This is a genomic window from Actibacterium mucosum KCTC 23349 (genome assembly GCF_000647975.1).
Taxonomy (GTDB): Bacteria; Pseudomonadota; Alphaproteobacteria; order Rhodobacterales; family Rhodobacteraceae; genus Actibacterium; species Actibacterium mucosum.
The window spans coordinates 120534-146744 of sequence record NZ_JFKE01000003.1; the positions used below are offsets into that span (position 1 = coordinate 120534).

Below are 26211 nucleotides of genomic sequence, written 5' to 3' on the forward strand. Positions count from 1 at the left end.
GAATTTGAACAAAGTTCTTTTTGCCACGGCTATGGCAGCATTTGGCACGACATCGCCTGTTATGGCGGATCGTGCCGTTTTGATTGGGGGGCAAAGCCCCACAGTGGACGGCGCCGCAGATGCGCAGCGCTTTGCGGATGCACTGATTCAAAGCGGTGGGTTTTCGGCTGCGGACGTCCTTGTGTTGACAGGCCGAAACGTAACCCGCGCGGTTGTGTTGAATGCCCTGACCCATGACCTGCAAGCAAATACCACAGCTGGCGACGCTGTCGTGATCTATTTCTCGGGTGTCGGTGGGCAGGTAGAAGGTGCACAGGCAAGTTCCGAAGCCGATGGTATGGACGAGGCGTTTGTCCTGAACGCGCAAGAGCATTTGCTGGACGACGAGTTGGAGGCCGCCATTGACGCTCTGGAGGGTCGACGGGTCAGTGTGTATCTGGACACTGCGTTCAAGGGGATGTCGCCCACCAAAGCCGCGGGATATCGTGGCGTTGGTCGGATTGCCCCGCAAACCCAGCCTGAAACCGTCGCCGTTGAAACCGAAGAGAAGGTCGAGGTTGCGGCCGAGCCTGGTCCGCTGGAGACAACCAACCCAACTGCCGAGATTTGGAGCGCCGCCACACCGGATTCGGGTGCATGGAGCGATGCGACCGGCATCGGGTCGTTCACGTCGATGCTGGTTGACGCAATGACCAAGGGCAATGCTGACCTGAACGACAGCGGCGTGACCAGCAGCACGGAATTGATGAGCCATTCCGTCGAGACACTTGCGCAGGTTTGTGCGTCGATCGAATATTGCGAGGTTGGCCGGCAGGGGTTCAACCCTTCACGCGTGGTTGTCGAGGATACGCGGCTGGTGCTTTCAGACGCGCGTTTGGATGGCATCCTGTCAGACGCCCTGCCCACCGATGTGTCCTCATTCGCACCACCCCCGGCTATCCCGGAAATGTCGCATGAACAACGTGTGGCCTTCGTTTCCGACCGCTTCGGCAGCATCAATCGAGCGAACGTTCAGCTTGAGGTTTTCCCCGGCCCGACCATGTCTCTTGGTGACAAGGTTTGGTTTGAACTGTCGGCAGAAAAGGATGGCAGCTTTATTCTGATCGATATCGACCCGCTGGGCCGGGTCGTTCAGGTTTACCCGTCATCCCTCAGCCCCACCGACAGCACAAGTGTCAAAGCAGGTACCGAGGTTCTGATCCCGTCGATCCTGAGTGCAAATGGGATGCCCTTACAGATTTCTGTGACCGAGCCGGTGGGCCAAGGTCTTTTGATGGCCATCTTCGTGGAAGGCGACCTGAAGCAAATCGACAAGGTTCTGCCCGAGGACCTCGCCGGGCGCCCGGCCAATGACGGGTTCAATTTCCTGTACGAATTGGCCGACTCTTTGCTGGGCCTGTACGCAACGGCCGGCACGGCCACACAGATTTGGTCAACGCAATACATTGAATACGAAATTCGAAGGTAACGCAGGAGGACACGAAGAATGCTGAAATCTTCTCTTTTTGCATCTACGGCAATTGTTGCTTTGTCATTGGCAGGTGCGGCGTGGGCCGATTGCACCGAGTATGATCCCTTTACGGCGGCCGTGCAGAACAACGCGTTCGAAGACGCAACCGCGCTTTATGAGACATTGTACCTCAACCCCAGCTGCGACACCGCACTGCGGAATTGGGGGGCACGCTACCTGGCGCGCGAGAACTTCATTCGCGGTAAGAAAGCGGATGACCCCGCAGCGTCGGAGGGATACTACGAAGCCGCACTGAACTACGAAGAGCATTGGCGGACCTACGCGGAACTGGGCCACCTGGCATGGGATCGCAGCGACTATAACGCCTCGGCCAAGTACTATCAGATGTCGGTCAATATGCTGGCTGACGGGCCGGCGGAACACCACGCAACGCAAGAGGATATCGAAACCGTTTTCGATCTGGCATCAGCGGCGGTGGCCTTGGCAGATGGCGAGATCGAGGTCCCCAAGACACGCAGCGGTGCACCTGGCGGGATCCTGGTTGGATCTGTTCGCGGTTTTGTCGTGGAAGAGGTTTCCTTGCCGGTGACCTTCCTTTTTGGCCAGACAACCTTCGATGAGGGCGGAGCGCGGTTTGCATCCCTGCTGGCAGACCATTTGGTCGAAGTCGGCGCCAAGCGTGTTGAACTCAGCGGTCATACCGATCCAATTGGGGACGAGGATGCGAATATGAAGCTGTCGCTGAAACGTGCCAAGGCATTGGAGGAATTCTTGGTCGAACAAGGGTTCGAAGGCGAGATTTCGGTTCAGGGCTTTGGTGAAACGCAGCCACCCCAAGCGGTCAACGGCATGGATACAGACAGCCAAGAATTCCATCGCCTGTCGCGCCGTGTTGTGTTCAAACTGGGATAACCTTATGCGCCCTCTTTGTTTTGCAAATCTGGCCGTGATGGCTGCGCTTGGCCTGATGCCGGTGGACGTTCAGGCCCGCGAACCGCAAGTGCACGCGCTGGTGATCGGTATCGACGAGTATGAACATATTGGTTCGCTCAAAGGGGCGGTAAACGACGCCAACGATATCTCGGACGCCCTGTCAGACTTGCCGGGCGCTCAGGTCACCACCTTGTTGAACGACGCCGCGACGCGCGATGCCATTCTTGATCACTGGCGCAAAACGGCCAAGCAGGTGCAGCCCGGTGACACGATGATCGTGACCTATGCCGGGCACGGTTGGCATGAACCCGAAGCACATCCTGGCAATGAAACCGACGGGCAGGATGAAACATTCCTTCTGGGGGCCTTTGCAGAACAGGGCGCGGCAGCAGCGCACCGCATTCGAGACGACGAGGTTGCCGAACTGGTGGCCCTGATCCCGGACGGCGCAACGATGATCCTTGTTGCCGACAGTTGCCATTCCGGCACCATGATGCGTAGTGTGCGAAATGTGCATGGGTACCGCTATTTCGATGGCGACAAGATTACCGATGACCCCCTGCCACCTCCGCCGCCGAAAACACGACCCGATGATCTGGTGGCTGCAAATACGATTTTTCTGTCCGCCGTCGCGGACAGCGAACTGGCGCCCGAAATGGAGGTTGACGGCGAAATCCGTGGGGCTCTTTCGATTGCTTTCGCTGAGGCGATGCGCGGCTTTGCCGACGCCGACCGCAACGGAGTTCTGACAAAAGGCGAGTTGGAAGTGCACGTCTTGGAAACGGTCAAATCGATTTCCAGCGGCATCCAGCGCCCTCAGGTCGGCCCCGCCGGACATGTCGACACGCATGCGGTGTCTCTTTCGGCGGACGCGGTGGCCTCCATCGATAACGTTGTCAACGCCAACCCCTTTACCTTGGGTTTTGACGCGTTGCCCCCGCAAAAAGTCTGGACCAGTCAAAGCGGTGTTTTCTTTCCAAGTGGTGCACAAAGCGTTGACTCCGAAACAAGCGCCTCACTCATCATTGATACGCAATCGGATGCGATGTTCTCGTCAATTGGGGATACCCTGGCGACTTTGCCGGATGACCCAGCAGACGCCGCAATCGCCGTACAACGCATGGTGGACAAACGTCGCATCCTTGACGAACTGCGCCAATACGATCCGGGGCAACCTCTGGATGTCTCGTTCCAGGGGGGCAATGGCACCTATAAGGATGGCGAAACCGTAGTTACCCATATTGGAGGACGGGAAAGCGACAAGATCTGGCTGCTGCATCTATCGTCAACCGGGACAATTACACACTTGTTTCCGCTGGCCGAGTACAACGACCCAACGACCAGCGCGCCCTCGGACACTTTGGCCATCCCACTTGGGGTCACGTCGCCTTTTGGAGCAGACGCAATAATCGCAATTGAAGCAAAAGGCGAAATTCCCGAGCTGGACCAGACACTTCGCTTGTTTAATGGTCAATCTGACATGGCCGGGCTTTGGGACAGCTTGCACGGAACTCTTGCCGAGCGCGATGACGTGGCGGTGGCCGTTTTCTCGTTCTTCACAACACAAAGCGACGGATGACGTCCGCATTGATGGCGTTTTGCGGAACGCTTGCGGTTTGGCCGGCTTGCAAAACAAAATCGTCGCGTTGGCTGCTTGCCCTCATGGCGGCCTTCGCAGCTGTTTGCAGCTTTGCCGCGTCACAGCTGTATTCGGTGTCACTGCTTTGGGCCGTTTTCAGCACGGTATTAAGCGCCTTGTTGGCATTGGCCGCAGTCATAGACCATCAAACCGGGCGTATCCCTGATGTCGTTCCTGCGGTGCTTGCTTTGACAGGGGCCGCAATGCTGTTCCTGACTGGGGCGCAGTGGCTTCCGTTTGTGGTCACGTCCGCAGCGATCGTTGCATTGCTTGTGACCGTGCGCGCCCGCAACCGACCCATTCCAATCGGCGAAGGCGATCTGTTGCTAATTGCCGCCGCCGGAATGTGGCTGGGGCCCATCCACCTGGCGTGGGCCATTTTGGTTTCAACCGCTGCACATCTCTTGGGACTGCTTGTTCAACGTTTCGCAGGAGGCCCCTCACCTACCCTCGCCCCGTTCGCGCCCGCCATGTTTTTTGGAATATTTTGCGTTTGGGCCTTGTCGCGTTAACATCGTTGCGTTGCCGAAACTTCAAGAATCATGTGCCAATAGGCACGTCCGGGTATTGTTATGAAGAAACTATTTTTAACTCTCTGCGCCACGATTTCTTTTTTGATGGTGCCTTTTGCCGCAACGTCTCAGGACTTGCCGGTGGAAACGATTGTTCAATCCTTACTGCCGGAACGCACAGGCCCCGTGATCTCGGGTGCGACGGCTGAACTGACGCGCGGCATTCAACGCCAAGCCCCCATCCCCGAAGTGTTCGACCTTCCCAAGGCGCAACTGATTGTCAGTTTCGAAGGAAATTCGCACCGCTTGACGGAACCGGGTTTGCGTGCCCTGCGCTCGATTGCAGCAGCCTTGAAAGACCCGCGTCTTGCCGACGCTCCCTTTCAGGTTGGAAGCCACGCCTATGATCCGGCGAATTTGGCCGGAGCGCAGGTTCTGACAACGCGACGTGCTACGACGATAACGCAGCATTTGAATGTCTTCTATGACATTCCAACCGAACGTCTGATCCCTGTGGGGTACGGCACAAGTGCACCTTTTGATCTGGCCCAGGCGGCCCATCCGATGAACAATCGGATCGAGCTGATCAACCTGGCCCCACTGAACAAGTAACGTGAAAGGACATTAAACATGTTGGCATCACTTTACCTTAAGAAAGCCGGAAAGCTGGCCGCGGCCATTTCCCTGGCAATCGTTGTTATCTCTGGTCAGGCCATGGCGGAAAAGCGCGTTGCGCTTTTGATTGGCAACAGTGCCTATCAACACACGGTACAACTGAAAAACCCATCGAACGACGCCAAGGCAATGGCGGCAAAGCTGCGTTCGCTGGGGTTCGAAACGGTTGAAGGGTACGATCTGGACTTCCTGGGCATGCGATCCAAAGCGCGTGAGTTTGCCTCTCTTGCCCAAGGCTCGGACGTTGCCCTGTTCTTTTATGCAGGCCACGGGATTGCCGTGAACGGCACAAACTACATCGTTCCGGTCGACGCGCAGCTGTCGGACCCAACCGCCGTCGATTTCGAAACCGTCCCCGTCGACATGATCACCGATCAGATGAAGTACGGAAACGGTGTAAACCTTGTCTTGCTGGATGCATGTCGCGACAACCCGATGGCCACCCAATTGTCTGCAGTTGGCGCCACCCGGTCGATGCGCGTTGGCGCCGGATTGGCTGAAATGGGTCTGGACAATGCGGGCGAAGGCCTTGCCATTGCCTTTGCAACAAGCCCCGGCGCGGTTGCCGAGGACGGCCAAGGAGAGCATTCGCCGTTTACCACGGCGCTGCTGAACAATATCGGCGCGGCCAACACGGATTTCACCGAAGTGATGTCGCGCGTAACCGGCGAGGTCTACAACTCGACCAATCAACGTCAACGCCCGTGGCTGAACGCGTCGCTGACCGGCTCGGTGGTCCTAAACCCCGTGACCGCGGTTGTTGCAGACACGACAACAGTTACACCCACCCCAACACAGGCCGAACCCGCCGCGACGGCTCTGGCCGCGTCTTTGGAAACGCAGAAATTCATGTTTGAAGTTGCGCAAAAATCCGGAGATTCCGCAGACTACCAATCCTATCTGGACGCTTTCCCCGATGGTGTTTTCGCCCCAATGGCCCGGAACGCGATCGAGCGGAACAGTGCAAAGGAAACGCAAACCGCTGCCCTTGAAAAATCCACGGCCACCCTCGCGACACGCAGCTTGCAGCCATCGGGCCCCTTGCTGCTGTCCGTGACACCTGCGTTGGCGGCTATGCCTTCGTCGGCAGAGACCGAAAACGCGCTATTCCTGGACAAGCAGGCACGCCGCGTTCTGCAGGCCCGCCTGAATGCGGCCGGGTTCAACGTCGGCAGTGCAGATGGTGCATTGGGCCGCAAATCTCGTGCCGGTATCTCTGGCTGGCAGGCCAGTCAGGGCTTGATCCCCACGGGATACATGAACCAGCTACAGTTGGAGCTTTTGACCAGCCAGACCGAAGCAACCTATCAACAGCACCTGACGGCTGTGGTTGCGCGCCCCGCCACGTCAAGTAGCTCTAGCAGCAGCACCAAGAAAAAGACCACATCCTCGAACCAGCAGCTTAACAACGCGCTAAACAACTTTGCCCGCGGTCTTGGTCAGGGGCTCGGCGCTCGGATCGGTCAATAAACGTACAAACACCGTTGAGAAGAAAGCGGCACGGAACTGTTCCGTGCCGCTCTTTTTACGACCGATACACGACAGTTTTTGCTGCGCGATGCACCGCAGCGAGAGGTAAAAAACTGCTTAGAACGCCCCTGTCAGTAGATTGGTGCACATGTCACAAGGCAGGTGCTGACCTGTTGTGAGACACCGTGTTTCGACCATCCTTAACGACGATGCCTTCGCCGTTTCTGGCTATGACTGATCGAGACAAAAAAGGCCGCGTTGAACGCGACCTTTCGGATTGGTGGCTAAGAATTTCTTATCGACCAGTGCGGTCAAAAACAACCAGAACGGTCTTCAGCACCATCTTCACGTCCGACAAGAAGGTCAGGTCGCGAAGGTAGTCGTTGTCAAAGCGAACACGGGCAACAAAGCTCGTCTTGCCGCGTCCTTCCAACTGCCATGTCCCCGTGATACCCGGACGCAGTTTGAAGTAAGCCGTACCGCCAGCTTCCACATACATATCCTGCTGCTCGACCATGAACGGGCGCGGACCCACAAAACTCATGTCGCCTTTAAGAACGTTGAAGATCTGCGGCAGCTCATCAAGACTGGTTGCCCGCAGAACCTTGCCAACCCGTGTAATTCTTGGGTCATTCTGCAGTTTCTGGTTCAGGTTCCATTCGGCGGCAGCCTCTGGATCTTCGTCACAAAGCTTCTTCAACACTTCGTCGGCATTTTCGACCATGGTGCGGAACTTGAAGCAACGGAAGGTTTTTCCGTTCTTACCAACACGGTCTTGGATGAACAGAGCTTTGCCGCCGTCCTTACGGATCAAAACCCAGATCAGCGCCAGAACGGGCACCAACGCCGGAAGGGCAAGAACACCCAGGAAAACGTCAAATACACGCTTACCCACGGTTGCATACAACCCTGTACCGGGAGCGTCAGAAATTTGGACGCTCGGTTCGGCAACATCAAACTCAGTAAGAATATCTTTCATAATTTCCCACCTACGCAATTCGCTGGAACATTGTCATAGGAACGTAACTGCTAATTAACAACTACAGCAGGGTCTACGTGCGCCAGACAGCCCTTGTCAACGATGCCGGTTCAATTTTGGGCAATTCGTGAGCGGATGATTGCAAATAGGGCAGGTTTCACCTTCGCAGGCGCAGAAAATCACGCGAATCTGCAACAGAAATCACAAGTGATGTTAGCGTCCAAAAAACCGACTGCGGCAACCCGCCGCGGTGTTCCACGCACTTTGTGAACAATCGACCCTTTGCGGGCTTGCCTCTTGGTCCGGATTTGGCGATTCCGGGGGACACAAAGAATCAGGTGGCTTGCCGGAGGCTCACAATCATGACGAAACTTGTCCTTACCGTTCGGTGCAAAACCGGGCTGGGCCTGGTTGCCGCCATCTCGGGATTCTTGGCGGATAACGGGTGCAACATCACGGATGCGTCACAGTTTGACGACGCCGAAACCGAACGCTTTTTCGCACGCATTGCGGTCACGGCCCCCGACGGCGCAACACCACAATCTTTGACAGATGCGTTTTTGCCCATAGCCAAGGCGCGCGCCATGACTTTTCAATTTCTTGAAGAAGGCGCCCGGATGAAAACCATCATCATGGTTTCGCGCTTTGGCCATTGCCTGAACGATCTGTTGTACCGCTCGCGCATTGGTGCGCTGCCGATCGAGATCGTGGGCGTGATCTCTAACCACCTCGACTATCAGAAGGCGGTGGTCAACCAGGACATCCCGTTCCACTACATCAAAGTCACCAAGGACAACAAACCCGAGGCCGAGGCCGCCCAGATGGCGATTGTCGAGGAAACCGGGGCCGAGCTGGTGGTGCTGGCGCGCTATATGCAGGTGTTGTCGGACGCAATGTGCCAGAAAATGTCGGGCCGCATCATCAATATCCACCACTCGTTCCTACCCTCCTTCAAGGGCGCGAACCCGTATAAACAAGCGTACGCGCGGGGCGTCAAACTGATCGGGGCGACGTCGCATTACGTGACCGCTGATCTGGACGAGGGTCCGATCATTGAGCAAGATACCGTCCGCGTTACCCACCGGCAGTCGCCCGAAGACTTCGTTTCGCTGGGCCGCGAGGTCGAGGCCTCGGTACTTGCGCGCGCCATCCACGCCCATGCCGACCGCCGCGTGTTCCTGAACAGCGACAAAACCGTGATCTTCCCTGCCTCTCCGGGATCCTTCGCGTCCGAGCGCATGGGCTGAGGATTAGCGCTGTGCCTTCACCCGTGCTAAGCCATTAGAACGACAATTCAGGGCAAGGGCATGGCGGTAACGCTGAAAGAAGTGGCGGAGTTGGCGGGCGTCTCGCGCTCGGCCGTATCGCGCTGTTTTACCGAAGGCGCTTCGGTCAGTGCCAAGACACGCGCCCGGGTGGTCGAAGCCGCCGAAAAGCTGGGGTACCATCCAAATGCTCTGGCCTCGTCCCTGACGACCGGCCGTACCAAGCTGATCGGGTTGGTCAGCAACAATTTTCACAATCCGGTTTTCCTTGAGGTTTTCGACCTGTTCACCCGCATGTTGCAGGATCGCGGTTTGCGGCCTTTGCTGGTGAACTTGTCAGACGAAACCGACCCCACCCATTCATTGCGCATGCTACGGCAATACTCGGTAGATGCGGTGATCGTGGCGTCCTCGACCCTGCCTGTCAGTTTTGCTGACAGCTTCCATGCTGCTGGCGTGCCGGTGGTGCATGCCTTTGGGCGCCATGGCACGGTTTCCCCGGTGCCGGTAGTTGGCATTGACAACCGCGCAGCGGGGCGATTGGCGGCCGAGGAATTGCGCGCGCGCGGTTATACCGACATTGGGTTCATGGGCGGCCCCGAGGATGCAACGTCGACCCAAGACCGACTCGCCGGGTTTCGTGATGTGCTGGGCGATGATTTGGGCCTGTCCTTTGCAGAAAGTTACTCCTATTCGGCCGGGCACGCGGAAATGGCGCGCCTTATTGGCAAAGGTCCCTTGGCACAGGCCTATTTCTGCGGTGACGACGTATTGTCCATAGGAGCAATTGGGGCGCTGCGTGCCGCCGGTCGGAACGTGCCGGCTGATGTCGGGCTGTTGGGTTTGAACGACATGCCGATGGCCGCTTGGCCCGGATTTGACCTGACAACGATCCGCCAACCCATCGCGCGGGTGGTGGAGATGTCGGTGGACAACATCTGCGCGTTACTGGCGGGCGAAACACCTCATTCGCAAATCCTGCCTTGCAGGATCATCGAACGCGGGTCACTGGCCCCTAAGTGACGGCGGCCGGGCATCGACCCACGCGCCATCATCGCGGGCTGAAATGACGGCCTGATGGATTGCCGCAATGGAGCGAAGCCCATCTTCGGCCGTCGGCAAGGCGCCATGCGGCTGCCCCCGGATTGAAGCGGCCAGGTCGACATAGATATTGGCAACGGCCAATGGGAACCCCTCAGGATGGGCAATCGGCACACGGGACAGTCGCGCAGCCTCGTCCGACAAGCCGCCTTCACCCTTTTCAATGATCTGCGTTCGGCCGTTCAGCGGTGTATACAGCACCTGGTTCGGTTGTTCGGACGCCCAGCGCAGACCGCCGGTTTCGCCAAAAACCTGAATGTCGAACCCGTGTTGCCGCCCCAACGCAACCGACGACGTCCAAAGCCGACCCACCGTGCCACCCTGCATCCGGAAATTCACCATTGCATCGTCTTCCAGCGTCCGGCTGGCAACGGTCGAGGCAAAGTCGGCCTGCAGAGCGGTGACCTGGTCGTTGCAGATGAACCCAGCCATGTGCAGCGCGTGGATGCCGCAATCGGCAAATTGCCCTGAAACACCCGCCATCGCCGGATCATATCGCCAACGCAGGCGTGGATTGTCGGCGTCTGCGGCATCGGCGTGATGGCCATGACTGAAATTGGTGACAACCAGGCGAACCTTGCCGATCTCACCATCCGTCACCATGCGGCGCATCTCGCGCACAAGCGGATATGCAGAGTAGCAATAGTTCACCGCGCAAATCTTGCCGGTTTCCGCGACGGTTTGCACAATTTCCTCGGCCTCGGCCACCGTCATGGTCATCGGTTTTTCGCACAGCACGTGAAAACCGGCCTGCAGAAAAGCCTTGGTGATCTCGAAATGGGTTGCGTTTGGGGTGGCTACAGTCACCAGATCAACACGATCTTCGCGCGCGGATTCCGCCGCCAACATCTCGGCCCAGTCGCCATAAGCACGGTCGGACGCGATTCCCAGATCTTGTGCAAAAGCCCGGCCACGATCTGCATCGTGGTCCAATGCTCCTGCGGTCAGGGTGAAAAGCCCGTCCGCCTGCGCACCCAGTCGATGGGCCGGGCCTATCTGGCTGCCCTCGCCCCCTCCAACAAGGCCCCATTTCAACTTAACCATGTCCTGCCCTTTCAACCTGTACCCACGCACCGGCCCTGGCAGACCGCAACGCTGCATCCACGACCTCCACTACGGCCAGACCATCAGCAAACGTGGGCCAAACCGGTTCGCCGGTTTCGATAGCCCGCAAAAAATCGCGCGCCTCGATGATGATCTGATCCTGGTATCCCGTGCCATGGCCCGGCCCCAAACAGAACGGTTCGTAATCCGGATGTGCGGGCCCCGTAAGGATCTTGGCAAACCCGCGCGTCGCCTCGGGCCCCTCCATCTTATAGAGCCAGATCGCGTTTTGATCCTCTTGATCAAAGCGGATCGCACCTTTGGTTCCAGTGATCTCATAGGCGTAACCCATCTTGCGGCCAGTCGCGACGCGGCTGGCAAAAATATGCCCCATCACACCGCTATCGAACCGGCACATCATCTGAACCTGGTCGTCATTGGTCACACGGCCACCCGGGCGGGTGACGTGGACCGTCTCAAGTTCCGCCATCACTCGGTCGATCGGGCCCACAAGACCCAGCGCGGCGTTGAAAATATGTGGGGCCAGATCACCGATACAGCCATTGGCCATGCCGTCCGTTCGCCATGTGGCGGGCGCTTGCGGGTCGGCCAGAAAATCTTCGGTGTGTTCGGCCCGAAACCATGTGACGTCACCGATCACGCCTTCGGCCACCAATTGCCGTGCGAATTGCGAGGCAGGTGTGCGGATATAGTTATAACCGACCATATTCACATGACCCTGCGCGGCACGGACCATGGCCTTGGCGTCGGTCAGCGACGCCCCCATCGGTTTTTCGCAAAAGACCGGTTTGCCAAGTGCAAATGCGGCCTCGGCGATCTCGCGGTGCAGCGCTTGCGGTGTTGCGATGATGATGGCCTCTACGGCCGGATCGGCCACAAGCATTCGCCAATCGTCGGTTGCCCGTGCGAATCCTAATGCTCGACGATGCGCGTCGGCCGATTTTGGACTGCTGGCGCAGATCATTTCAAGCCGGGGACGCAGGGAAGTGTTGAACACTGCACCCACGGCAGCCATGGCCACCGCATGCGCCTTGCCCATGTAGCCGCCCCCTACAATCCCGATGCCAATTTCCGCCATGTCTCCTCCGCCAGAAAATTCTTGCAACCGGTTGCAAATTTTGTAGCCTAACCCTGATCAAGGCACAAGCTGCAATCATCTTTCCACGTCGGAGGGGCCCTTGTCTCAGACAAAGATTGACCTTTGGGCTGCTATCAAACGCAACCGACACCTGGTCGTTGGCCGGGCGGGGATCGACTTGTTCACCGACCCCGGCGTGGCGTTGGAGGATGCACAGACGGTGAACCTTGGCCTTGGCGGTTCGGCGGCAAACATCGCTGCGGGCATTTGCAAGCTGGGCGGTAAGGCGTCGCTTTTGACCTGTGTTTCTGATGACGGCATTGGCAGTTATTGCCTGGACCAACTGGTCGGTTATGGTGTGGGTGCCGAATATGTGCGTGCCGTTGCCGGAGAGAACCGAAATTCGCTGGCATTGTATGAAAGCCGGGTCGAGGGGCACCGCAGCGTCATCTACCGCAACGGCGCCGCTGACTTTCAAATGGATCAATCGGATGTTCAGCGCGTGGACTTCGACCGGTTCAGCGGGCTTATCACCGCTGGCACGGTTTTCGCCGCCGAACCCTCACGCAGCGCCGCGTTCCACGCGATGGAGCGTGCGCATCAGGCGGGGCTGCCGGTCATCTTCGACATCGACTATCGCCCCTATTCCTGGCCATCAGCCGAAATGGCCAGCCGCGTCCTGAGCCGTGCGGCCGAGCAAAGTGATGTGATCGTCGGCAATGACGAAGAATTTGCGTTTCTCGGCGACGGGTTGTCATCAGCCCGAGGCTTAGCGCGAAACGAGCGTTTGGTCGTCTACAAGATGGGCCCCAAAGGCGCGGTGACCTTCTGGCAGGGTGAAGAGATACGCACCGGAATCTACGCCGTTGAAGCGATGAAACCCACCGGCGCCGGAGACAGCTTTCTGGCGGGCCTTCTGACGTCAATTGCCGATGGCCACGCGTTGAAGTCGGCGATCCTGCGCGGGTCAGCCTGCGCTTCAATCACCGTGTCCCGGCCGGGATGTGCACCTGCCATGCCGACCCCGCAGGAACTGGCCGCGTTTCTGTCCACCCACCCCGGCCCCCAGACAGGTTAGGAGCTTGTGATGCATATCCCCCCCTTCAATAACCAGAACCGGCCGATCGTGGGCGTCGATGACCCCACGGTACCCTTGAACTATTTCAACATTCTCCACCTGGAACCCGGGCAAACATTTACATACCGCGTGCCGGGCTATGAAACCTGTGTCGTGCCTGCCACCGGCAGTGTAGATCTAGAAGTTGAAGGGTTTGCCGCAAGCGATCTGGGTGGCCGGGGCATCGATGTCTGGGATGGCGAGCCCGAAGGGGCCTATGTACCATCCGGTGCCGAGACAACGATCATCGCGCGCGACAAGGCGGAAATCTTTGTGGCTGGCGCGCGCTATGACAAGGTTCTGGACCCCTTCACCGTCCGCGCAAACGAGCTGGACCTGGTTCAATATGGTTCTGACGACACAAAAACCCACCGGAAAATCAAGCATATACTGGGGCAAAAGCAACATGGCAAAGTCGGGCGGCTGCTGGTGTCCGAACTTTATACGGTAGGCGCCGGTGGATGGTCAGGCTTTCCCAGCCACAAGCATGACACCGACCGCCTGCCTGACGAAACACGGCATGACGAGACCTATAACTTTCGCTTTCGGCCCAAACACGGCTCGGGCTTGCAAATGCTGCAACGCGAGGACGGCCAGCCGGGCGATGCCTATCACGTGGTGGACGGTTCGACGATTTGCCTTGATCGCGGGTACCATCCCTGTGCAGTTTTGCCGGGATACGAGATGTATTATTTCACCATTTTGGGTGGATTGTCACAACGCAGCCTCGTGCAGCATTTTCAACCCAGTCATGCGGACCAAATCGAAACCATACCGGGCATCAAAGACATGATCGCCAAGTTCAAATGACGCGCGCCACGCTGGCCGACGTTCTGCAACCTGCCCTGCGGGGCGGCTATGCCGTTGCAGGTTTGGTTTGCCTTGGATGGGAAGACGCGCGCGCCTATGTCGTCGCGGCCGAGGAGGAAAATTGTCCCGTCATCCTGCTGATCGGACCGGGATGTCGAGCCCATACGCCGTTGCACGTGCTTGGGGCCATGTACGGCCATCTTGCGGAACGATCGCAAGTTCCCGTTGTAACCCTACTTGATCACGGCGCCTCGGCCGAAGAATGCCGCGCCGCGCTCGAGGCCGGGTTTACATCGGTGATGTATGACGGCTCGGCCCTGCCTTTCGCTGAAAACGCTGCCCGGACCGCGGCGATTGCCGAAATGGCCCATGATCTGGGCGCGTCGTGCGAAGGGGAGATCGGGTTTGTCGGCTACGCTGAAGGCGCCGCCTCGACGGGAACGGATCCCGACGAAGCCGCCGAGTTTGCAGCACGGACTGGTGTGGACGCATTGGCGGTTTCCGTTGGCAACACGCATTTGTCCCCGGATCAATCGCGCCCCGTAAATACCGAAAAACTTGCGCAAATCGCCGAACAAACGGATGTACCGCTGGTGATCCATGGCGGCTCGGGTGTGCCAGCATATCAGCGACAGAACTTGGCCCGCCATACACCTGTCTGCAAGTTCAACATCGGCACCGAATTGCGGCAGGTCTTTGGGCAAGCCCTTAGGCAAAAACTGGCTGCAGACCCTGAGAATTTCGACCGGATTGACATCCTGTCAGCCACTCATGACCCCTTGGTCAGTGCCGCCCGGAAGGTGATGCGCAATCTCGGGCCGGCGCGCTAAAGTTCAGCGTAACTCGGCCTCGGTGTTACCGCCATCCACTGTCACCACATGGCCTGTGGTCCGCTCCATCAGCGCCAGATTGACGAAGCCATCGGCGACGTGGCGCGCTTCAACTTCACGGCCCAACAGGTTGCCACCCATATATGTTTCCTCGCTGACACCGCGCGCGGCAGCGCGTTCCTTGATGAAATCGTCGGTCAACAAGCCTGACCGGATACGGTCGGCATTCATGCCGTTCACACGGATGCCAGAACCGGCCAGTTCCAACGTCAGTTGCCGCATAAGGAACAGGGTCGCCGCCTTTGGCGTGCCATATGCGCCCATGTTCTTACCCGGATTGATCGCCTGTTTGGAAATATTGAACAGAATTTGCCCCCCACGCCCCTGTGTCTGCATAAGTTTTGCAGCAGTCGTCGCAAAATTCTTGTGGGCAAAGAAGTTTAGCTCGAACGCCTTGCGGAACGCCGCATCATCAAGGTCCAGCATCGCACCGCCTGTGGCGGAACCAGCGTTCGACACCAAAATGTCCAGCCCGCCAAAGGCAGCAATCGCGGCTTGCACCGCGGCCTCGGCGGCACCCGAAACTGTGATATCCGCAGCGTGGGTTGCATGCCACTTCCCAAGGCTTTCCAGCGATTTATCAAGTGCACCTTGGTCCATATCAACCAGCAGGATATTAGCACCTTTCGCCGCAAAAGCCTTGGCCGTCGCCAATCCGATGGCCCCGGCCCCGCCGGTCACCATCACGACCTTCCCCTGAAATGGCGGTGGCGTTCCTTTGCCCATCTTGGCCTGTTCCAGCGACCAGTACTCGCAATCAAACTGGTCTTTTTCGTTCAACGGGTAAAACCCGCCGGCGTCCTCGCCAACGGCACGCACGCGGATATTCTGCTCTGCCAAGTCCGCCGCGGCCGAGGCCGCCTTGGCATTGCCGCCCATGCCGACAAGACCAATCCCTTCGATCCATGCGTGTTTGGGATCAGGCGTCAGCAGCTTTTTGGGCTCGTTGGCATTTGGCGCCTGGCGGTCAAAATAGGCGCGATAGTCGTTTGCAAATGCCTCGACCTTGGCCTTGATCGCGTCGCGGCTGACCAAATCTGCCTTGCGCAGGATCAGCGGCTGACCCTTGGTGCGCAGAACATGATCGGGCGAGGCCATACCACGCTTTGCAAGGGCCTCGATATCGTCGCGCAGCATGAACTCATGTGTCGCCGGCCCGTTGCGCAGATCAAAAACCGGCATCGCTCCGTCGCGGTCTGCCGTCACCTCGGCGATCACACCGCGCAGAACAGGCAAGGCGTCCAATCCGGCTGCTGGCACGCGTTCACCGATGGGTGTAAGACTGTTCAGCCCGAAATAGGCCGCAACCTCGTTGGAATGGCGCACAATCGTGTCATAACTTTCCTTGGCAGTGCCGCCAAAGGCAAAATGGCCGTGCTGGATCAGCAAAAGCCCTTCGACATCGGGGTTTTGCTCGTAAACCTCCGCGGCCTTTTTGGCCAGCCCGAAACCCGGCATGATATAGGGCACAATGCCCAGCCGGTCACCAAAGATTTCGCGACAGATATCCGCGGCATTTGGCAGGTTTGCCAAGACCAGGAAGGGCGTGGCATGAGTGTGATCAACGTATTTATGCGGCAGGAATGCGTGCAGCAAGGTTTCCACTGACGGGTTTGGCGACGCCGAGTTCAGCAGGCTTGAGCGCTGATAGTTCACCATGTCCTCGTCCGACATTGCATCCAGCGCCCGCAGTTTCAACAACGGGTCGAGCCACACACCCGGCAATCCCGGTGCCTCGATCACGTCCAGGTCCCAGCCTGACCCTTTAACATGCAACACCCGCTGCATATTGCCGAAGATATCAGGCCGTTCCAATTTGACCGAGGTATTGCCACCGCCATGCATCAAAAGGTCGGGGTTCTGGCCAATCAGGCGCGAGGTATAGACACGCTCTCCCAGTTCCTGATCTGCTGGATCATCGCCTGCATTGCTGCGCCATTCTGCGGCTTTGGCGGCGTCGTACCAATTCTCAATCATCGTCCAAGTCCTTGCTGTTCCGGCACTTTTGGCCGTGCATCATATTGTTCAGGCCCGCGCCATCAGGTCGCGCGCGGTAGAAACGTCGGTGACAAAATGGCTGACATAGCCCCCCAGGATCGCCGCGCGGGCTGGCGCGGCCCGGTCAATCCCCGAGGCGACAAGCAACCCGGTTTCCTTGTTCTGCATCTCGGGCAGGGTGACGCCGATCATGCGTTCATCCACCTCGGCCGGGATCGGCGCACCATCGGCGTCGATGAACCGGCCGCAGATCACAGCCGCTGCACCTTTCCTGCGAAACGCGCGCAATTCATCCTGGGTTACAACACCCGAGGCGACAACGTGGCTGTCTTCGGAACAACTCCCGGCGGCGAAAATGGTCTTATTGCAATGGCGCACGGCTTGCAGCTGCTGGGCAATCACCGGTTCCCGAGACAATTGATAAGCCAAGTCAGCGGTCGACAACACAAGCGGTGCGTGCAGGTTCACGCATTCGGCCTGAAACGCGCGCGCGAGGTTGGCCGAACAGGTCTCTGCGGCAAAGCCCAACGGCGTGACCTGCGAGCCAACCAGTTGCACCACCGTCAACCCTTCGATGGGTGCGCGGCTGGCGACTTCGGCCACCTCATAGACGGTTTGCCCCCACGACACGCCTAGCCGGTCGCCCGAGCTCAACAGCTTTGGCAGCCAATCCGCAGCAGCCTTTGCCACGCGCCGCAGCGAGCTGTCGGGGGTTGGTCCATCTGGCACCACCAAAGCTTGTTCAAGGTTAAACGCATCGGCCAATTCACGGCCCAGTTGATGCTCCATGAACACGTCAGGATGCATGGTGACGCGCACATATCCGCGCGCGCGCGCCTCGGCCAGATAGTTCACAACCGACGCCCGGCTAACCTTTAGCATCGCCGCGATCTCGGACTGCTTCATGCCATCCTGATAATAGGCCCAGGCGGCCTGTGTGATCAGTTCCAGGTTGGCGGCATCCGTCTGCGGCATTTGTCAGCCAGCCTTATCGGGAAAAAGCGCGGCCAGCCCTTCGAAACTGGCCTCGCAAATGCCGCGCTCGGTGATCAGCCCGGTGACCAGCCGGTTTGGTGTCACGTCAAAGGCCGGGTTACCCGTTCCTGCCCCTTCGGGCGTTACGCGTACATCGCCGATGCCAGCGTCGGTCATACCAAGTACATGCGAAATCTCGCGGGAAGGACGTTCCTCGATCGGGATCTCGGCCACGCCGTCGTTGATAGACCAGTCAATCGTCGGCGATGGCAAGGCCACATAGAAGGGCACCTTGTTGTCCCGCGCGGCCAAAGCTTTCAGGTAGGTGCCAATCTTGTTGCACACATCGCCGCGCGCAGTGGTTCGGTCTGTGCCGGTGATCACCAGGTCAACCATCCCGTGCTGCATCAAATGGCCGCCCGCATTGTCGACAATGTATTGGTGACTGATCCCAGCTTCGCCCAGTTCCCATGCGGTCAGCGCGCCCTGGTTTCGCGGACGCGTTTCATCGACCCAAACGTGGATCGGAATGCCAGCGTCCTGCGCGTGATACATCGGGCTGGTGGCGGTGCCCCAATCCACCGTAGCCAACCAACCCGCATTGCAATGTGTCAGCAAGTGCACCGGCTCGCCCTCTGGTTTGCTGGCGGCAATCTCGCGGATCAGGGCAAGGCCGTTTTCGCCAATGCGACGGTTGATCTCGACGTCTTCCTCAACCACCTCTTCCGCAAGCACCCATGCCGCCGCCGCCCGGCTTTCGATCGCCAAAGGCGACAGCGCTGACTTGCACCGGTCCAGCGCCCACTTCAGGTTCACAGCCGTAGGCCGGGTGGCGTTCAGCACCTCGCAGGTTTCGGCCAGGTTTGCATCTGACGGGTCTCGCGTCACCGCCGAAGCGACGCCATATGCTGCTGTTGCCCCGATAAGCGGCGCACCCCGCACCCACATATCACGTATCGCCACCGCGAACTCGTCGAGGGTGTTCAGCGTAACGACCTTAAACTCGTGCGGCAGCCAGCGCTGATCGATAATCCGCACTTCGCCACTGTCGCCATCGCGCCAGATCGACCGGTAATGCGTGCCACCTACTTTCATAGGAAATCCTCCCCGTTGAACTGCCTTGCGATGTCTGACAGCCTCCGGACATCTGCCACCATGTCACGGCGCAAGATCAGATCGCGCCCCATCATAAGGTTGCGCGCCTCAAGCGGGGCGCGAATGGCAACGTCATCGATGGCCTCAAAATCAGCGTTGTGGGCCAGCGACAGGATACGGCGGTGCATCTCGATCCCGCAAAAGCCCAGCGCATCCGACCAAATCTCGTCCAACAGCGCATCGCGTGCGTTATCGGAACTATGCCCCTGATCTTCGAATTGTGAGCGGTCATAAAGCATACCGGTCCGCTCGGCCGCCCAGAGGGCTTTGAACTCGGCCATGAATGTATCCACGGTCTCGATAATTACCTGCAGAATCCACTCCTGATACGCGTTCAAGCTGTCGGCGGACCTATGGGCGGGTTGACTGAAATAGGCCATCAGGTAGTTGGCGACCAACATCCCCAAATCGAAGCCCATGGGACCGTAGAACACAAACTCTGGATCGATCACGCGGGTTTGGGTGTCTGTGCACATGGCCGAACCGGAATGCAGATCACCGTGGCACATGGTTTCCGCCTTGGCCGAAAACGTGCGGAACAGATGCTGCACCTGTTCCTTCATCGCAACGTCGCTGCGCAAATGTGCGACCACGGGGTCCAACCCCTTGGTGTGGTGGTTCATCTCGGCGGCAAAGTATGGATCGCGAAAAATCAGAGCCTCGGTAATCGCAGGTATTTCGACGCTGCCTGAAAACAGCGCAAGATCGGCCTTCTTTTCCGCGGATTTCATGCAAAGTTCCGATCCGCGAAACGCCGTTCGCGCGCAAAACTCACCCAACCTCTGGCCCAAACCGGCGACCTGTTCTCCGGCAATCAGCTTGGTGCGCAGAATCACATGCGGGCTGAGATACTCCATCACGATCAGGGCCTGCACCTCGTCAAAATGGTAGATCTCGGGCACGGATCCGGGATCGCGTGTGGCCTGCCGTGTCAGGGCGTGAAACTCGTAGAACGCGCGATAAAGCGGCAATGGCCAGCTGTCGCCAACCAACCGCACATAGGGCAGCGCTTGCTTTACAATTACGGCGCCATCCGGGCCGGTTACGATAAAAACAAGGTTCAGATTACCGTCGCCAACCTCGGTCACCGACCAGCCTGCCGGATCGCCGCCAACGCGGTCTGTCACAGCGGAAACCTGACCCAATCTTGGGATCAGATTTTCGACGGTCAGGGCCTCGTATTCCGCGTCTTCGCTCATGCCGCTCCCCGTTGGTTGGAATGGTGGTCTTTCACTGTCTTCGCGACTCGATTGTCATTTGTCAAGGATGTTGACAAATGACACCGGTCCGCCAATCATGCCGCCAGGGAGGCATGTTGTGAACACCATCGTTTGCAAAGTATCGGGGTTGGAAAAAGCGTTTGGGCCCAACAGGGTTCTGCGCAATATCGACCTTGAATTGCCTAGTGGGCAGGTCACCGTGTTGATGGGGGCCAATGGTGCCGGCAAATCGACGCTGGTGAAGGTTCTGTGCGGCGTGCACGAACCGGATACCGGCCAGATAACTCTTTTTGATCAACCCTTTACTCCACATTCCCCGCGCGACGCCTTCGCAAAAGGGGTGGTCACGGTGCACCAGTCGATCAATGACGGCGTCGCGCCCGATCTGGACGTGGCCTCGAACCTTATGATCGACCGCCTGACAGAATCGCGAGGCTTTTTCCTGTCAGACCGGGCCCTGCGTCGCGAGGCGCGCAAAATCGCCGAAGCGATGCAGTTGGGGTTGGATGTACGCGCGCCGGTCTCGTCGCTGGGCGTGGCTGACCGGCAAATGATCGCGATTGCACGTGCAATGGTGCGCGAACCCAAAGTTCTGATCCTGGACGAGCCGACCTCTTCCTTGTCCGCGGCCGAATCCGAGCGATTGTTTACCCTGATTGACCGTCTGCGCGCGACCGGGGTGGCGATCCTCTATATCTCGCATCGCCGATCCGACATTCAGCGGATCGCCGACCGCATTGTATCGATGCGCGACGGGCGAATTGCCGGGGTTTTCGAGGAAACGCCGCTGGATTACGAAGGCGCGGTGACTGCCATGCTGGGCCACGCCATGACAGATGTGCCCGTGCGCCCGACTGCACCTGGCGCGCCGGTGTTGCACATCGAGAATCTGTCGATGCAACCTGGCGGACCTGCAATAAACCTGACAGCCCACAAGAACGAGGTGATTGCTGTCACCGGCCTGCTTGGCAGTGGGAAATCGCGCCTTGCTTCGATCTTGTTTGGATTGGAAAAACCGGCAATTGGTCGTCTGACGCTGAACGGTGCGCCCTACGCGCCGGCCAATCCAGCCGAAGCCATCCGCGCCGGCGTGCATTTCAGCCCAAAAGACCGCGCGTCGAACGGAGTTGTTCCCGAGTTTGACATCACCAACAACCTGACCCTGCCCTTCCTCAAGAATTTCTCACGTTTGTCGATGCTGGGCCGGGGCGGCCAGCGCGCGGCAACCCGATCAATGATCGAAACGCTGGGCGTGGTTTGTCAGGGCGAAACCGATGGAATCGGCACGTTGTCAGGCGGCAACCAGCAAAAAGTGATGGTGGGGCGGTGGCTGAGCCAACCTTGCGCGCTGTTGGTGCTGGACGAGCCATTTCAGGGCGTAGACATCAAGGCGCGCCGCGACATCGGCGAGCACATTCGGCAAACAGCGGGTCAGCGCGCCACGATTGTCTTTGTCGCCGAGATCGACGAGGCGCTGGAAATTGCAGACCGCATTGTTGTGCTGAACGAACAGGCCCTGGTGGGTGAACACAAAAATGAAAACATCGAATTGGCGACGCTGATGGCCCAGATTTCCGGGCGGTCCGAGGCCATTCTGGGGGCATAACGTGCAGAAGAACTCCAACCTGATCCACTTTGCCATCCGATACGGCTTTTTGCTGTTGCTGGCGGGGCTGGTCCTCTATTTCTCGATCTTTGCGCCTGGCTTTGCCGGGCCACGCTCGGCGGTCTTCGTGTTCCAGTCGGTGGCGATCACCGGCATTCTGGCCTTGGGGGTAACCTGCACGCTGGTGGTGGACGGGTTCGACCTGTCCATCGGCTCGGTTGCCACGTCGGCCTTAATGATGTCGGCCTATTTCATGGTGATCCTCGAACAGCCCGCTTGGGTGGCGGTGCTGGCTTGCTTGGCGATGGGCGCCTTCGTTGGGCTGGTCAACGGGCTGTTGATCGTGAAAATGCGCGTGCCGGACCTTCTGGCGACGCTGGGAATGATGTTCCTGCTGATCGGCCTGCAGCGCATCCCGACCGAGGGGCGCTCCATCTCCACGGGCATGGCGTTGCCCGGCGGAGGCAATGCCGAGGGGACGTTCTCCGCCGCCTTCCTGTGGCTGGGTCGTCACCGGTTTGACTTTTTCCTCGAAAAACTGATCCCGGTTCCGGTGATCATCTTCGTGCTGCTTGGCGTGCTGATCTGGATCTTTCTCCACCTCACCCGGCATGGGCGCCTGATGTATGCCATCGGATCGAACGAAAGAGCGTCCGAGTTGGCCGGGGCAAATGTACAGGGCTACAAAATTGCCGCCTACATGATCTCGGGCGTAACGGCGTCGATCGGGGGCATATTACTGGCTGCACGTCTTGGACGTGGCGATGTGGCATCCGGCAACAACCTGCTGCTGGACAGCGTCGCCGCCGCGCTAATCGGGTTCGCAGTATTGGGGGCAGCCAAACCAAACGCTTTTGGCACCGCCGTCGGGGCGATCTTTGTGGGCATCCTGTTGCAAGGTCTGACGATGATGAACGCCCCCTACTACACACAGGATTTCGTCAAAGGCGCCGTGCTTGTCGTAGCGCTTGTATTCACTTTCGCGCTGTCAGGGAGGAAGCGCGGCTCAGGGCACTAGCCCGCATTATCTTCATGGGAGGAAGAACAATGAAACTACTAAGACGCAATGTACTGGGTCTGATCGGCGGCGCAGCCACCGCGCTTGGCGCAGGGGCTGCACTTTCGGCGGACATGCCCGCGCCGTTCGACAATGCCGGCGACGTGAAGATTGCGCTTGTGCGCTATCTTTCAACCGGAGACTTTTTCCAAGCCTATCTGTCGGGCGTGGAGACGCAGGCGGCTGCGCTTGGCGTTGATCTGCGCGTGTTTGACAGCCGTCAGGACGCCGCGCTGCAATCGGACATGGTAGACCAGGCGATTGCCCTGGGCGTGGACGGCATCGTGATTCAGCACGGGCTGACCGAGTCGATGAAGGACGCGGCCCAGCGCGCCGTGGATGCGGGCATCAAGGTTGTGGCCTTTGACGTGAATGTCGAAAACGCCGCCATTCCGCAGATCGAACAGTCGGATTATCTGTTGGGCAAGCTGGCGCTGGAACAGGCGCTGGAGGATAACGGCTCCACCTGGGAGGCCGGCTATGTCTATGTCCCCGGCATCGCGCCATTGGATCGCCGCCACGTTGCATGGGAAGAAGTGAAAGCCGCCAACCCCAATATCGTAGAGAAAGTGGTGATCGGCACGCTGGACAACCCCATCGCGAACTCCAATGCCAACCAGGCACGCGCGGCGCTGCAGGCCAACCCGAACATCAACGTGTTCTTTGCGCCCTATGACGAGTTCGCAAAGGGTGTGAAAATCGCGGTGGACGAGGCCGGCATGACCGATCAGGTATCCATCTATTCGGCTGACGTGTCGACCGCCGACATTGCCGCTATGCGCGAGCCGGGCTCGGCCTGGAAAGCCACCGTTGCCACGAACCCGGCCGTTGTGGGCGAGGTTTCGGTGCGCGCCTTGGCTATGCTTCTGGCCGGCGAAGACCCCGGTGACAGCGTCATTGTCCCACCGACCCTGATCACCCAGTCATTCCTGAATGACAAAGACATCAAAAACATGGGCGATCTGGCTGCCAACATGCCGCAATTTGCACACGCAGACGTAGCCACCCCCGATTGGATGCCGCTGCCAGCACGCTGATCAAACCAATAAGGGCAGCGGCCCCAACCGGGTCGCTGCCCTACTTTGCTTTCCGGACAAAGCTTTGCAGCTTGCCTTTAGACACCTCGATTTGCAGTGGCGAAGTTGCGCCCCCGGTTTATCGCACCAGGTGTCCACATGACGTTTTCCGACGCACAACAGATGCCCAAGCGCTCAGACGCTAAGACGGCAAGCAATTGGCCAAACGTGCGCGCTTTTGGCTCCTTTAGTCCACGCGCGCATTGGCTTATCTGCTTACCACGAATTGTACGCCAAGAATTTCCCTGACATTTCCAGCTTTACACGGTCACCTTTCTCATGGGGGACCTTGGTGACGGACATGTCAAAGTCGATCGCAGACATGATCCCTGTGCCGAACTTTTCTTCGATCAGAGCCTTCAATGTAGGGCCATAGACGCCAACAATTTCGTAAAACCGGTAAATGCACGGGTCCGTTGGAACCGCCTGCTCCCACACTTTGGTGGGCGCTTCATTCAAAACGCTGGCTGCTTCCTGCGGAAGCCCCAACGCTGCAACCAAAAGCGCGGCCTTTTCCTCTGGGAATGCGTTCATACCCATAGAGGCGGAATGGGTAAAAACAGGTGACATATCGATCTTTTCTGCAATGTCTTCCCAGGTCAGACCCGCCGTTTTCTTGGCGGACAGGATCATCATTGTCACGTCTTCTTTGGTCATCATCGTTGGCACCTCAATTGCATCTTTCATGGGTTTTCCTCTTGGTGGATTTTTGCGTCATAGGCCAAGTTCGCTGAGCCCGGGGTGATCGTCCGGGCGTCTGCCCTGAGGCCAATGGAACAGGCGATCACTCTCTGCGATCGCCACGTCATTGATCGAGGCATGGCGCACCGCCATGTGGCCTGTCTGGGTGAACTCCCAGTTTTCGTTGCCATGGGCGCGGAACCACTGGCCCGTCTCGTCATGCCATTCATAGCAAAACCGAACGGCGATCCGGTGGCCCTCATGGGCCCAGATTTCCTTGATCAGGCGATAACCGTTCTCTTTGGCCCATTTGCGCTTCAGGAAGGCGCGCACGTCTTCTCGGCCGTTCAGGAACGCGTCCCTGTTGCGCCAGCGCGTTTCCGGCGAATAAGCCATCGCCACCTTATCTGGATCGCGCGTGTTCCAAGCGTCCTCGGCCATCCGCACCTTCTTGACTGCGTCTTCATGGGTGAAAGGCGGCAGTGGGGGGCGAAGTTGGGGCTGATCTGTCATTTCCAGCGCCTCACTCGTTCACAACCGCCTGCAGGGCCGGTGCAGGCTCCGGGTCTGTGTCGTCTTTTGTCTTGTCAATCACTACGCTTTGCGGCGACTGGTCATCTTGGTCGGACTTTTGTCCGGCAAGCTCCAGCGAGCGCTGACCAAGAAACTGTACGAGGTGGTTTCGGATCGCATAGTAATTCGGATGCTCGACAATCTCGGTCCGATTGCGCGGACGCGGGATGGTGATCTCAACGGACTCGGCCACACGGGCAAAAGGGCCGTTTGTCATCAACAATATCCGGTCGGCCAGAAGGATCGCCTCGTCGATGTCGTGGGTGATCATGAACACGGTCTGTTCGGTTTGGCTCCAAACCTTGATCAATTCATCCTGGATCGTGCCACGTGTCAGGGCGTCCAGCGCGCCAAACGGTTCATCCAGCAGCAGCAGTTTTGGCTGGTTGGCAAAAGCCCGCGCGATCGAAACCCGTTGGCGCATCCCCCCTGATAGTTGACTGGGTTTACGGTGCACAACATCGCCTTCAAGCCCCACCATTGCCAGGTATTGGCGTGCGTGATCCTCTACTTGCTTTTTCGACCAATCCTTGTGCCGTGCAGCGACGCCAAATGTGACGTTCTTCAACGCCGACAGCCACGGCAGCAGCGAATAGTTCTGAAACACCACACCACGGTCCAGCGACGGGCCAGACACGTGCATACCATCCATCTTGACAACGCCCGAGGTTGGCTCGGCCAGACCGGCCAAGATGTTCATGATTGTCGACTTGCCACAACCGGAATGGCCCAGGATGCAGACAAATTCACCTTTCTCCACACCGAAAGTGCTGTTCTCGAACACGGTGAGCGTCCCACCCGCCCCGTCCGGAAACTGTTGGGTAAGGCGTTCAATCGAAAGAAACGGTTTAGCCATGTTGGTTTC

The 26211-nt window shown here is 58.4% G+C and carries 25 protein-coding genes; 14 read left to right on the top strand and 11 right to left on the bottom strand.

The features are described from left to right. Window positions 1-31: 31 nt before the first annotated feature. Genes ACMU_RS07145 through ACMU_RS07155 form a run of 3 tightly spaced genes read left to right on the top strand, consistent with a single transcriptional unit; the run spans window position 32 to window position 3983 of the window. Window positions 32-1468 (top strand): DUF4384 domain-containing protein, encoded by a 1437-nt coding sequence (locus ACMU_RS07145; protein WP_161635637.1) that lies wholly within the window; start codon window positions 32-34, stop codon window positions 1466-1468. A gap of 18 nt (window positions 1469-1486) precedes the next feature. Further along, a complete protein-coding gene (locus ACMU_RS07150) occupies window positions 1487-2383 on the top strand; it encodes an OmpA family protein (protein WP_035257901.1) in 897 nt (298 codons plus the stop codon). 37 nt (window positions 2384-2420) lie between these two features. Continuing rightward, window positions 2421-3983, top strand: coding sequence for a caspase family protein (locus ACMU_RS07155; RefSeq protein ID WP_161635638.1), 1563 nt, complete (start codon window positions 2421-2423; stop codon window positions 3981-3983). Here ACMU_RS07155 and ACMU_RS19705 read toward each other — a convergent pair. Next, window positions 3961-4182, bottom strand: coding sequence for a hypothetical protein (locus ACMU_RS19705; protein WP_236626230.1), 222 nt, complete (start codon window positions 4180-4182; stop codon window positions 3961-3963). The two genes, ACMU_RS07155 and ACMU_RS19705, sit on opposite strands and share 23 nt — an antisense overlap. Here ACMU_RS19705 and ACMU_RS07160 point away from each other — a divergent pair. The 3 genes from ACMU_RS07160 (at window position 4118) to ACMU_RS07170 (ending at window position 6700) form a co-directional block, all read left to right on the top strand. Beyond that, window positions 4118-4555 (top strand): prepilin peptidase, encoded by a 438-nt coding sequence (locus tag ACMU_RS07160; protein WP_236626224.1) that lies wholly within the window; start codon window positions 4118-4120, stop codon window positions 4553-4555. The genes ACMU_RS19705 and ACMU_RS07160 overlap by 65 nt on opposite strands. 141 nt (window positions 4556-4696) lie before the next feature. Beyond that, window positions 4697-5167, top strand: a complete 471-nt coding sequence (locus ACMU_RS07165; RefSeq protein ID WP_161635640.1) for an OmpA family protein — start codon at window positions 4697-4699, stop codon at window positions 5165-5167. Window positions 5168-5185: 18 nt separating this feature from the next. Next, on the top strand, window positions 5186-6700 hold the full coding sequence (locus ACMU_RS07170) for a caspase family protein (protein ID WP_051588125.1): 1515 nt from the start codon (window positions 5186-5188) through the stop codon (window positions 6698-6700). A gap of 295 nt (window positions 6701-6995) precedes the next feature. Here ACMU_RS07170 and ACMU_RS07175 read toward each other — a convergent pair whose 3' ends face one another. Further along, the gene (locus ACMU_RS07175) at window positions 6996-7679 is read right to left on the bottom strand and encodes a sugar transferase (protein ID WP_236626219.1); all 684 of its coding nucleotides are present in this window, start codon (window positions 7677-7679) and stop codon (window positions 6996-6998) included. A 362-nt stretch (window positions 7680-8041) separates the two neighbouring features. Here ACMU_RS07175 and purU point away from each other — a divergent pair, with 362 nt between their 5' ends. Then, a complete protein-coding gene (gene purU, locus ACMU_RS07180; protein ID WP_035257914.1) occupies window positions 8042-8926 on the top strand; it encodes a formyltetrahydrofolate deformylase in 885 nt (294 codons plus the stop codon). Window positions 8927-8986: 60 nt separating this feature from the next. After that, a complete protein-coding gene (locus ACMU_RS07185) occupies window positions 8987-9967 on the top strand; it encodes a LacI family DNA-binding transcriptional regulator (protein ID WP_035257917.1) in 981 nt (326 codons plus the stop codon). On the opposite strand, the gene ACMU_RS07190 is transcribed toward ACMU_RS07185, so the two are convergent. Together ACMU_RS07190 and ACMU_RS07195 are read right to left on the bottom strand one after the other, a co-directional pair. Next, window positions 9950-11089 (bottom strand): Gfo/Idh/MocA family protein, encoded by a 1140-nt coding sequence (locus ACMU_RS07190; protein WP_035257920.1) that lies wholly within the window; start codon window positions 11087-11089, stop codon window positions 9950-9952. The two genes, ACMU_RS07185 and ACMU_RS07190, sit on opposite strands and share 18 nt — an antisense overlap. After that, window positions 11082-12188 (bottom strand): Gfo/Idh/MocA family protein, encoded by a 1107-nt coding sequence (locus tag ACMU_RS07195; protein WP_035257922.1) that lies wholly within the window; start codon window positions 12186-12188, stop codon window positions 11082-11084. Before ACMU_RS07195 ends, ACMU_RS07190 begins: the two co-directional genes overlap by 8 nt. A 100-nt stretch (window positions 12189-12288) precedes the next feature. Between ACMU_RS07195 and ACMU_RS07200 the strand changes: the two genes are divergently transcribed. Genes ACMU_RS07200 through ACMU_RS07210 form a run of 3 tightly spaced genes read left to right on the top strand, consistent with a single transcriptional unit; the run spans window position 12289 to window position 14945 of the window. After that, the gene (locus ACMU_RS07200) at window positions 12289-13266 is read left to right on the top strand and encodes a PfkB family carbohydrate kinase (RefSeq protein WP_236626220.1); all 978 of its coding nucleotides are present in this window, start codon (window positions 12289-12291) and stop codon (window positions 13264-13266) included. 9 nt (window positions 13267-13275) lie between these two features. Further along, window positions 13276-14115: a 5-deoxy-glucuronate isomerase gene (locus tag ACMU_RS07205; protein ID WP_035257924.1), complete on the top strand. Its 840-nt coding sequence runs from the start codon at window positions 13276-13278 to the stop codon at window positions 14113-14115. After that, on the top strand, window positions 14112-14945 hold the full coding sequence (locus ACMU_RS07210; RefSeq protein ID WP_035257926.1) for a class II fructose-bisphosphate aldolase: 834 nt from the start codon (window positions 14112-14114) through the stop codon (window positions 14943-14945). Before ACMU_RS07205 ends, ACMU_RS07210 begins: the two co-directional genes overlap by 4 nt. 3 nt (window positions 14946-14948) lie before the next feature. On the opposite strand, the gene ACMU_RS07215 is transcribed toward ACMU_RS07210, so the two are convergent. From ACMU_RS07215 to mtnK, 4 genes are read right to left on the bottom strand one after another with little or no spacing between them, the layout of a single operon-like run. Further along, window positions 14949-16982: a bifunctional aldolase/short-chain dehydrogenase gene (locus tag ACMU_RS07215; protein ID WP_035257929.1), complete on the bottom strand. Its 2034-nt coding sequence runs from the start codon at window positions 16980-16982 to the stop codon at window positions 14949-14951. A gap of 48 nt (window positions 16983-17030) precedes the next feature. Next, window positions 17031-17978: a sugar-binding transcriptional regulator gene (locus tag ACMU_RS07220; protein ID WP_035257932.1), complete on the bottom strand. Its 948-nt coding sequence runs from the start codon at window positions 17976-17978 to the stop codon at window positions 17031-17033. 3 nt (window positions 17979-17981) lie between these two features. Next, window positions 17982-19073, bottom strand: a complete 1092-nt coding sequence (gene mtnA, locus ACMU_RS07225) for an S-methyl-5-thioribose-1-phosphate isomerase (protein WP_035257933.1) — start codon at window positions 19071-19073, stop codon at window positions 17982-17984. Beyond that, window positions 19070-20332 carry an S-methyl-5-thioribose kinase gene (gene mtnK, locus ACMU_RS07230; protein ID WP_035257941.1) on the bottom strand — a complete coding sequence of 421 codons (1263 nt, stop codon included), beginning with the start codon at window positions 20330-20332 and terminating at the stop codon, window positions 19070-19072. The genes mtnA and mtnK overlap by 4 nt, the downstream gene beginning before the upstream one ends. A gap of 118 nt (window positions 20333-20450) precedes the next feature. On the opposite strand from mtnK, the gene ACMU_RS07235 reads away from it, so the two are divergent. The 3 genes from ACMU_RS07235 to ACMU_RS07245 are packed head-to-tail and all read left to right on the top strand — an operon-like array spanning window position 20451 to window position 24053. Further along, window positions 20451-21959 (top strand): sugar ABC transporter ATP-binding protein, encoded by a 1509-nt coding sequence (locus tag ACMU_RS07235; RefSeq protein WP_035258706.1) that lies wholly within the window; start codon window positions 20451-20453, stop codon window positions 21957-21959. Window position 21960: 1 nt separating this feature from the next. Continuing rightward, entirely contained in the window at window positions 21961-22977 is a 1017-nt protein-coding gene (locus ACMU_RS07240) for an ABC transporter permease (protein WP_051588132.1), read from the top strand. 29 nt (window positions 22978-23006) lie between these two features. After that, complete coding sequence (locus tag ACMU_RS07245) at window positions 23007-24053, top strand: substrate-binding domain-containing protein (protein ID WP_035257944.1); 1047 nt, start codon at window positions 23007-23009, stop codon at window positions 24051-24053. Window positions 24054-24308: 255 nt separating this feature from the next. On the opposite strand, the gene cynS is transcribed toward ACMU_RS07245, so the two are convergent. Genes cynS through ACMU_RS07260 form a run of 3 tightly spaced genes read right to left on the bottom strand, consistent with a single transcriptional unit; the run spans window position 24309 to window position 26202 of the window. Further along, the gene (gene cynS / locus ACMU_RS07250; protein ID WP_236626221.1) at window positions 24309-24749 is read right to left on the bottom strand and encodes a cyanase; all 441 of its coding nucleotides are present in this window, start codon (window positions 24747-24749) and stop codon (window positions 24309-24311) included. A gap of 57 nt (window positions 24750-24806) precedes the next feature. Next, the gene (locus ACMU_RS07255) at window positions 24807-25286 is read right to left on the bottom strand and encodes a nuclear transport factor 2 family protein (protein ID WP_035257949.1); all 480 of its coding nucleotides are present in this window, start codon (window positions 25284-25286) and stop codon (window positions 24807-24809) included. 10 nt (window positions 25287-25296) lie between these two features. Further along, on the bottom strand, window positions 25297-26202 hold the full coding sequence (locus tag ACMU_RS07260; protein ID WP_035257952.1) for an ABC transporter ATP-binding protein: 906 nt from the start codon (window positions 26200-26202) through the stop codon (window positions 25297-25299). Window positions 26203-26211: the final 9 nt, after the last annotated feature.

Excerpts from the sequence above, each read along its gene's own strand:
- cynS (WP_236626221.1), bottom strand. The coding sequence starts at position 24,749 with ATGACCAAAGAAGACGTGACAATGATGATCCTGTCCGCCAAGAAAACG.
- ACMU_RS07175 (WP_236626219.1), bottom strand. The coding sequence starts at position 7,679 with ATGAAAGATATTCTTACTGAGTTTGATGTTGCCGAACCGAGCGTCCAA.
- ACMU_RS07255 (WP_035257949.1), bottom strand. The coding sequence starts at position 25,286 with ATGACAGATCAGCCCCAACTTCGCCCCCCACTGCCGCCTTTCACCCAT.
- ACMU_RS07185 (WP_035257917.1), top strand. The coding sequence starts at position 8,987 with ATGGCGGTAACGCTGAAAGAAGTGGCGGAGTTGGCGGGCGTCTCGCGC.
- ACMU_RS07215 (WP_035257929.1), bottom strand. The coding sequence starts at position 16,982 with ATGATTGAGAATTGGTACGACGCCGCCAAAGCCGCAGAATGGCGCAGC.
- mtnK (WP_035257941.1), bottom strand. The coding sequence starts at position 20,332 with ATGAGCGAAGACGCGGAATACGAGGCCCTGACCGTCGAAAATCTGATC.
- mtnA (WP_035257933.1), bottom strand. The coding sequence starts at position 19,073 with ATGAAAGTAGGTGGCACGCATTACCGGTCGATCTGGCGCGATGGCGAC.
- ACMU_RS07205 (WP_035257924.1), top strand. The coding sequence starts at position 13,276 with ATGCATATCCCCCCCTTCAATAACCAGAACCGGCCGATCGTGGGCGTC.
- ACMU_RS19705 (WP_236626230.1), bottom strand. The coding sequence starts at position 4,182 with ATGACTGCGGCCAATGCCAACAAGGCGCTTAATACCGTGCTGAAAACG.
- ACMU_RS07195 (WP_035257922.1), bottom strand. The coding sequence starts at position 12,188 with ATGGCGGAAATTGGCATCGGGATTGTAGGGGGCGGCTACATGGGCAAG.
- ACMU_RS07210 (WP_035257926.1), top strand. The coding sequence starts at position 14,112 with ATGACGCGCGCCACGCTGGCCGACGTTCTGCAACCTGCCCTGCGGGGC.
- ACMU_RS07150 (WP_035257901.1), top strand. The coding sequence starts at position 1,487 with ATGCTGAAATCTTCTCTTTTTGCATCTACGGCAATTGTTGCTTTGTCA.
- ACMU_RS07170 (WP_051588125.1), top strand. The coding sequence starts at position 5,186 with ATGTTGGCATCACTTTACCTTAAGAAAGCCGGAAAGCTGGCCGCGGCC.
- ACMU_RS07220 (WP_035257932.1), bottom strand. The coding sequence starts at position 17,978 with ATGCCGCAGACGGATGCCGCCAACCTGGAACTGATCACACAGGCCGCC.
- ACMU_RS07190 (WP_035257920.1), bottom strand. The coding sequence starts at position 11,089 with ATGGTTAAGTTGAAATGGGGCCTTGTTGGAGGGGGCGAGGGCAGCCAG.
- ACMU_RS07155 (WP_161635638.1), top strand. The coding sequence starts at position 2,421 with ATGGCTGCGCTTGGCCTGATGCCGGTGGACGTTCAGGCCCGCGAACCG.
- ACMU_RS07145 (WP_161635637.1), top strand. The coding sequence starts at position 32 with ATGGCAGCATTTGGCACGACATCGCCTGTTATGGCGGATCGTGCCGTT.
- ACMU_RS07245 (WP_035257944.1), top strand. The coding sequence starts at position 23,007 with ATGAAACTACTAAGACGCAATGTACTGGGTCTGATCGGCGGCGCAGCC.
- ACMU_RS07260 (WP_035257952.1), bottom strand. The coding sequence starts at position 26,202 with ATGGCTAAACCGTTTCTTTCGATTGAACGCCTTACCCAACAGTTTCCG.
- purU (WP_035257914.1), top strand. The coding sequence starts at position 8,042 with ATGACGAAACTTGTCCTTACCGTTCGGTGCAAAACCGGGCTGGGCCTG.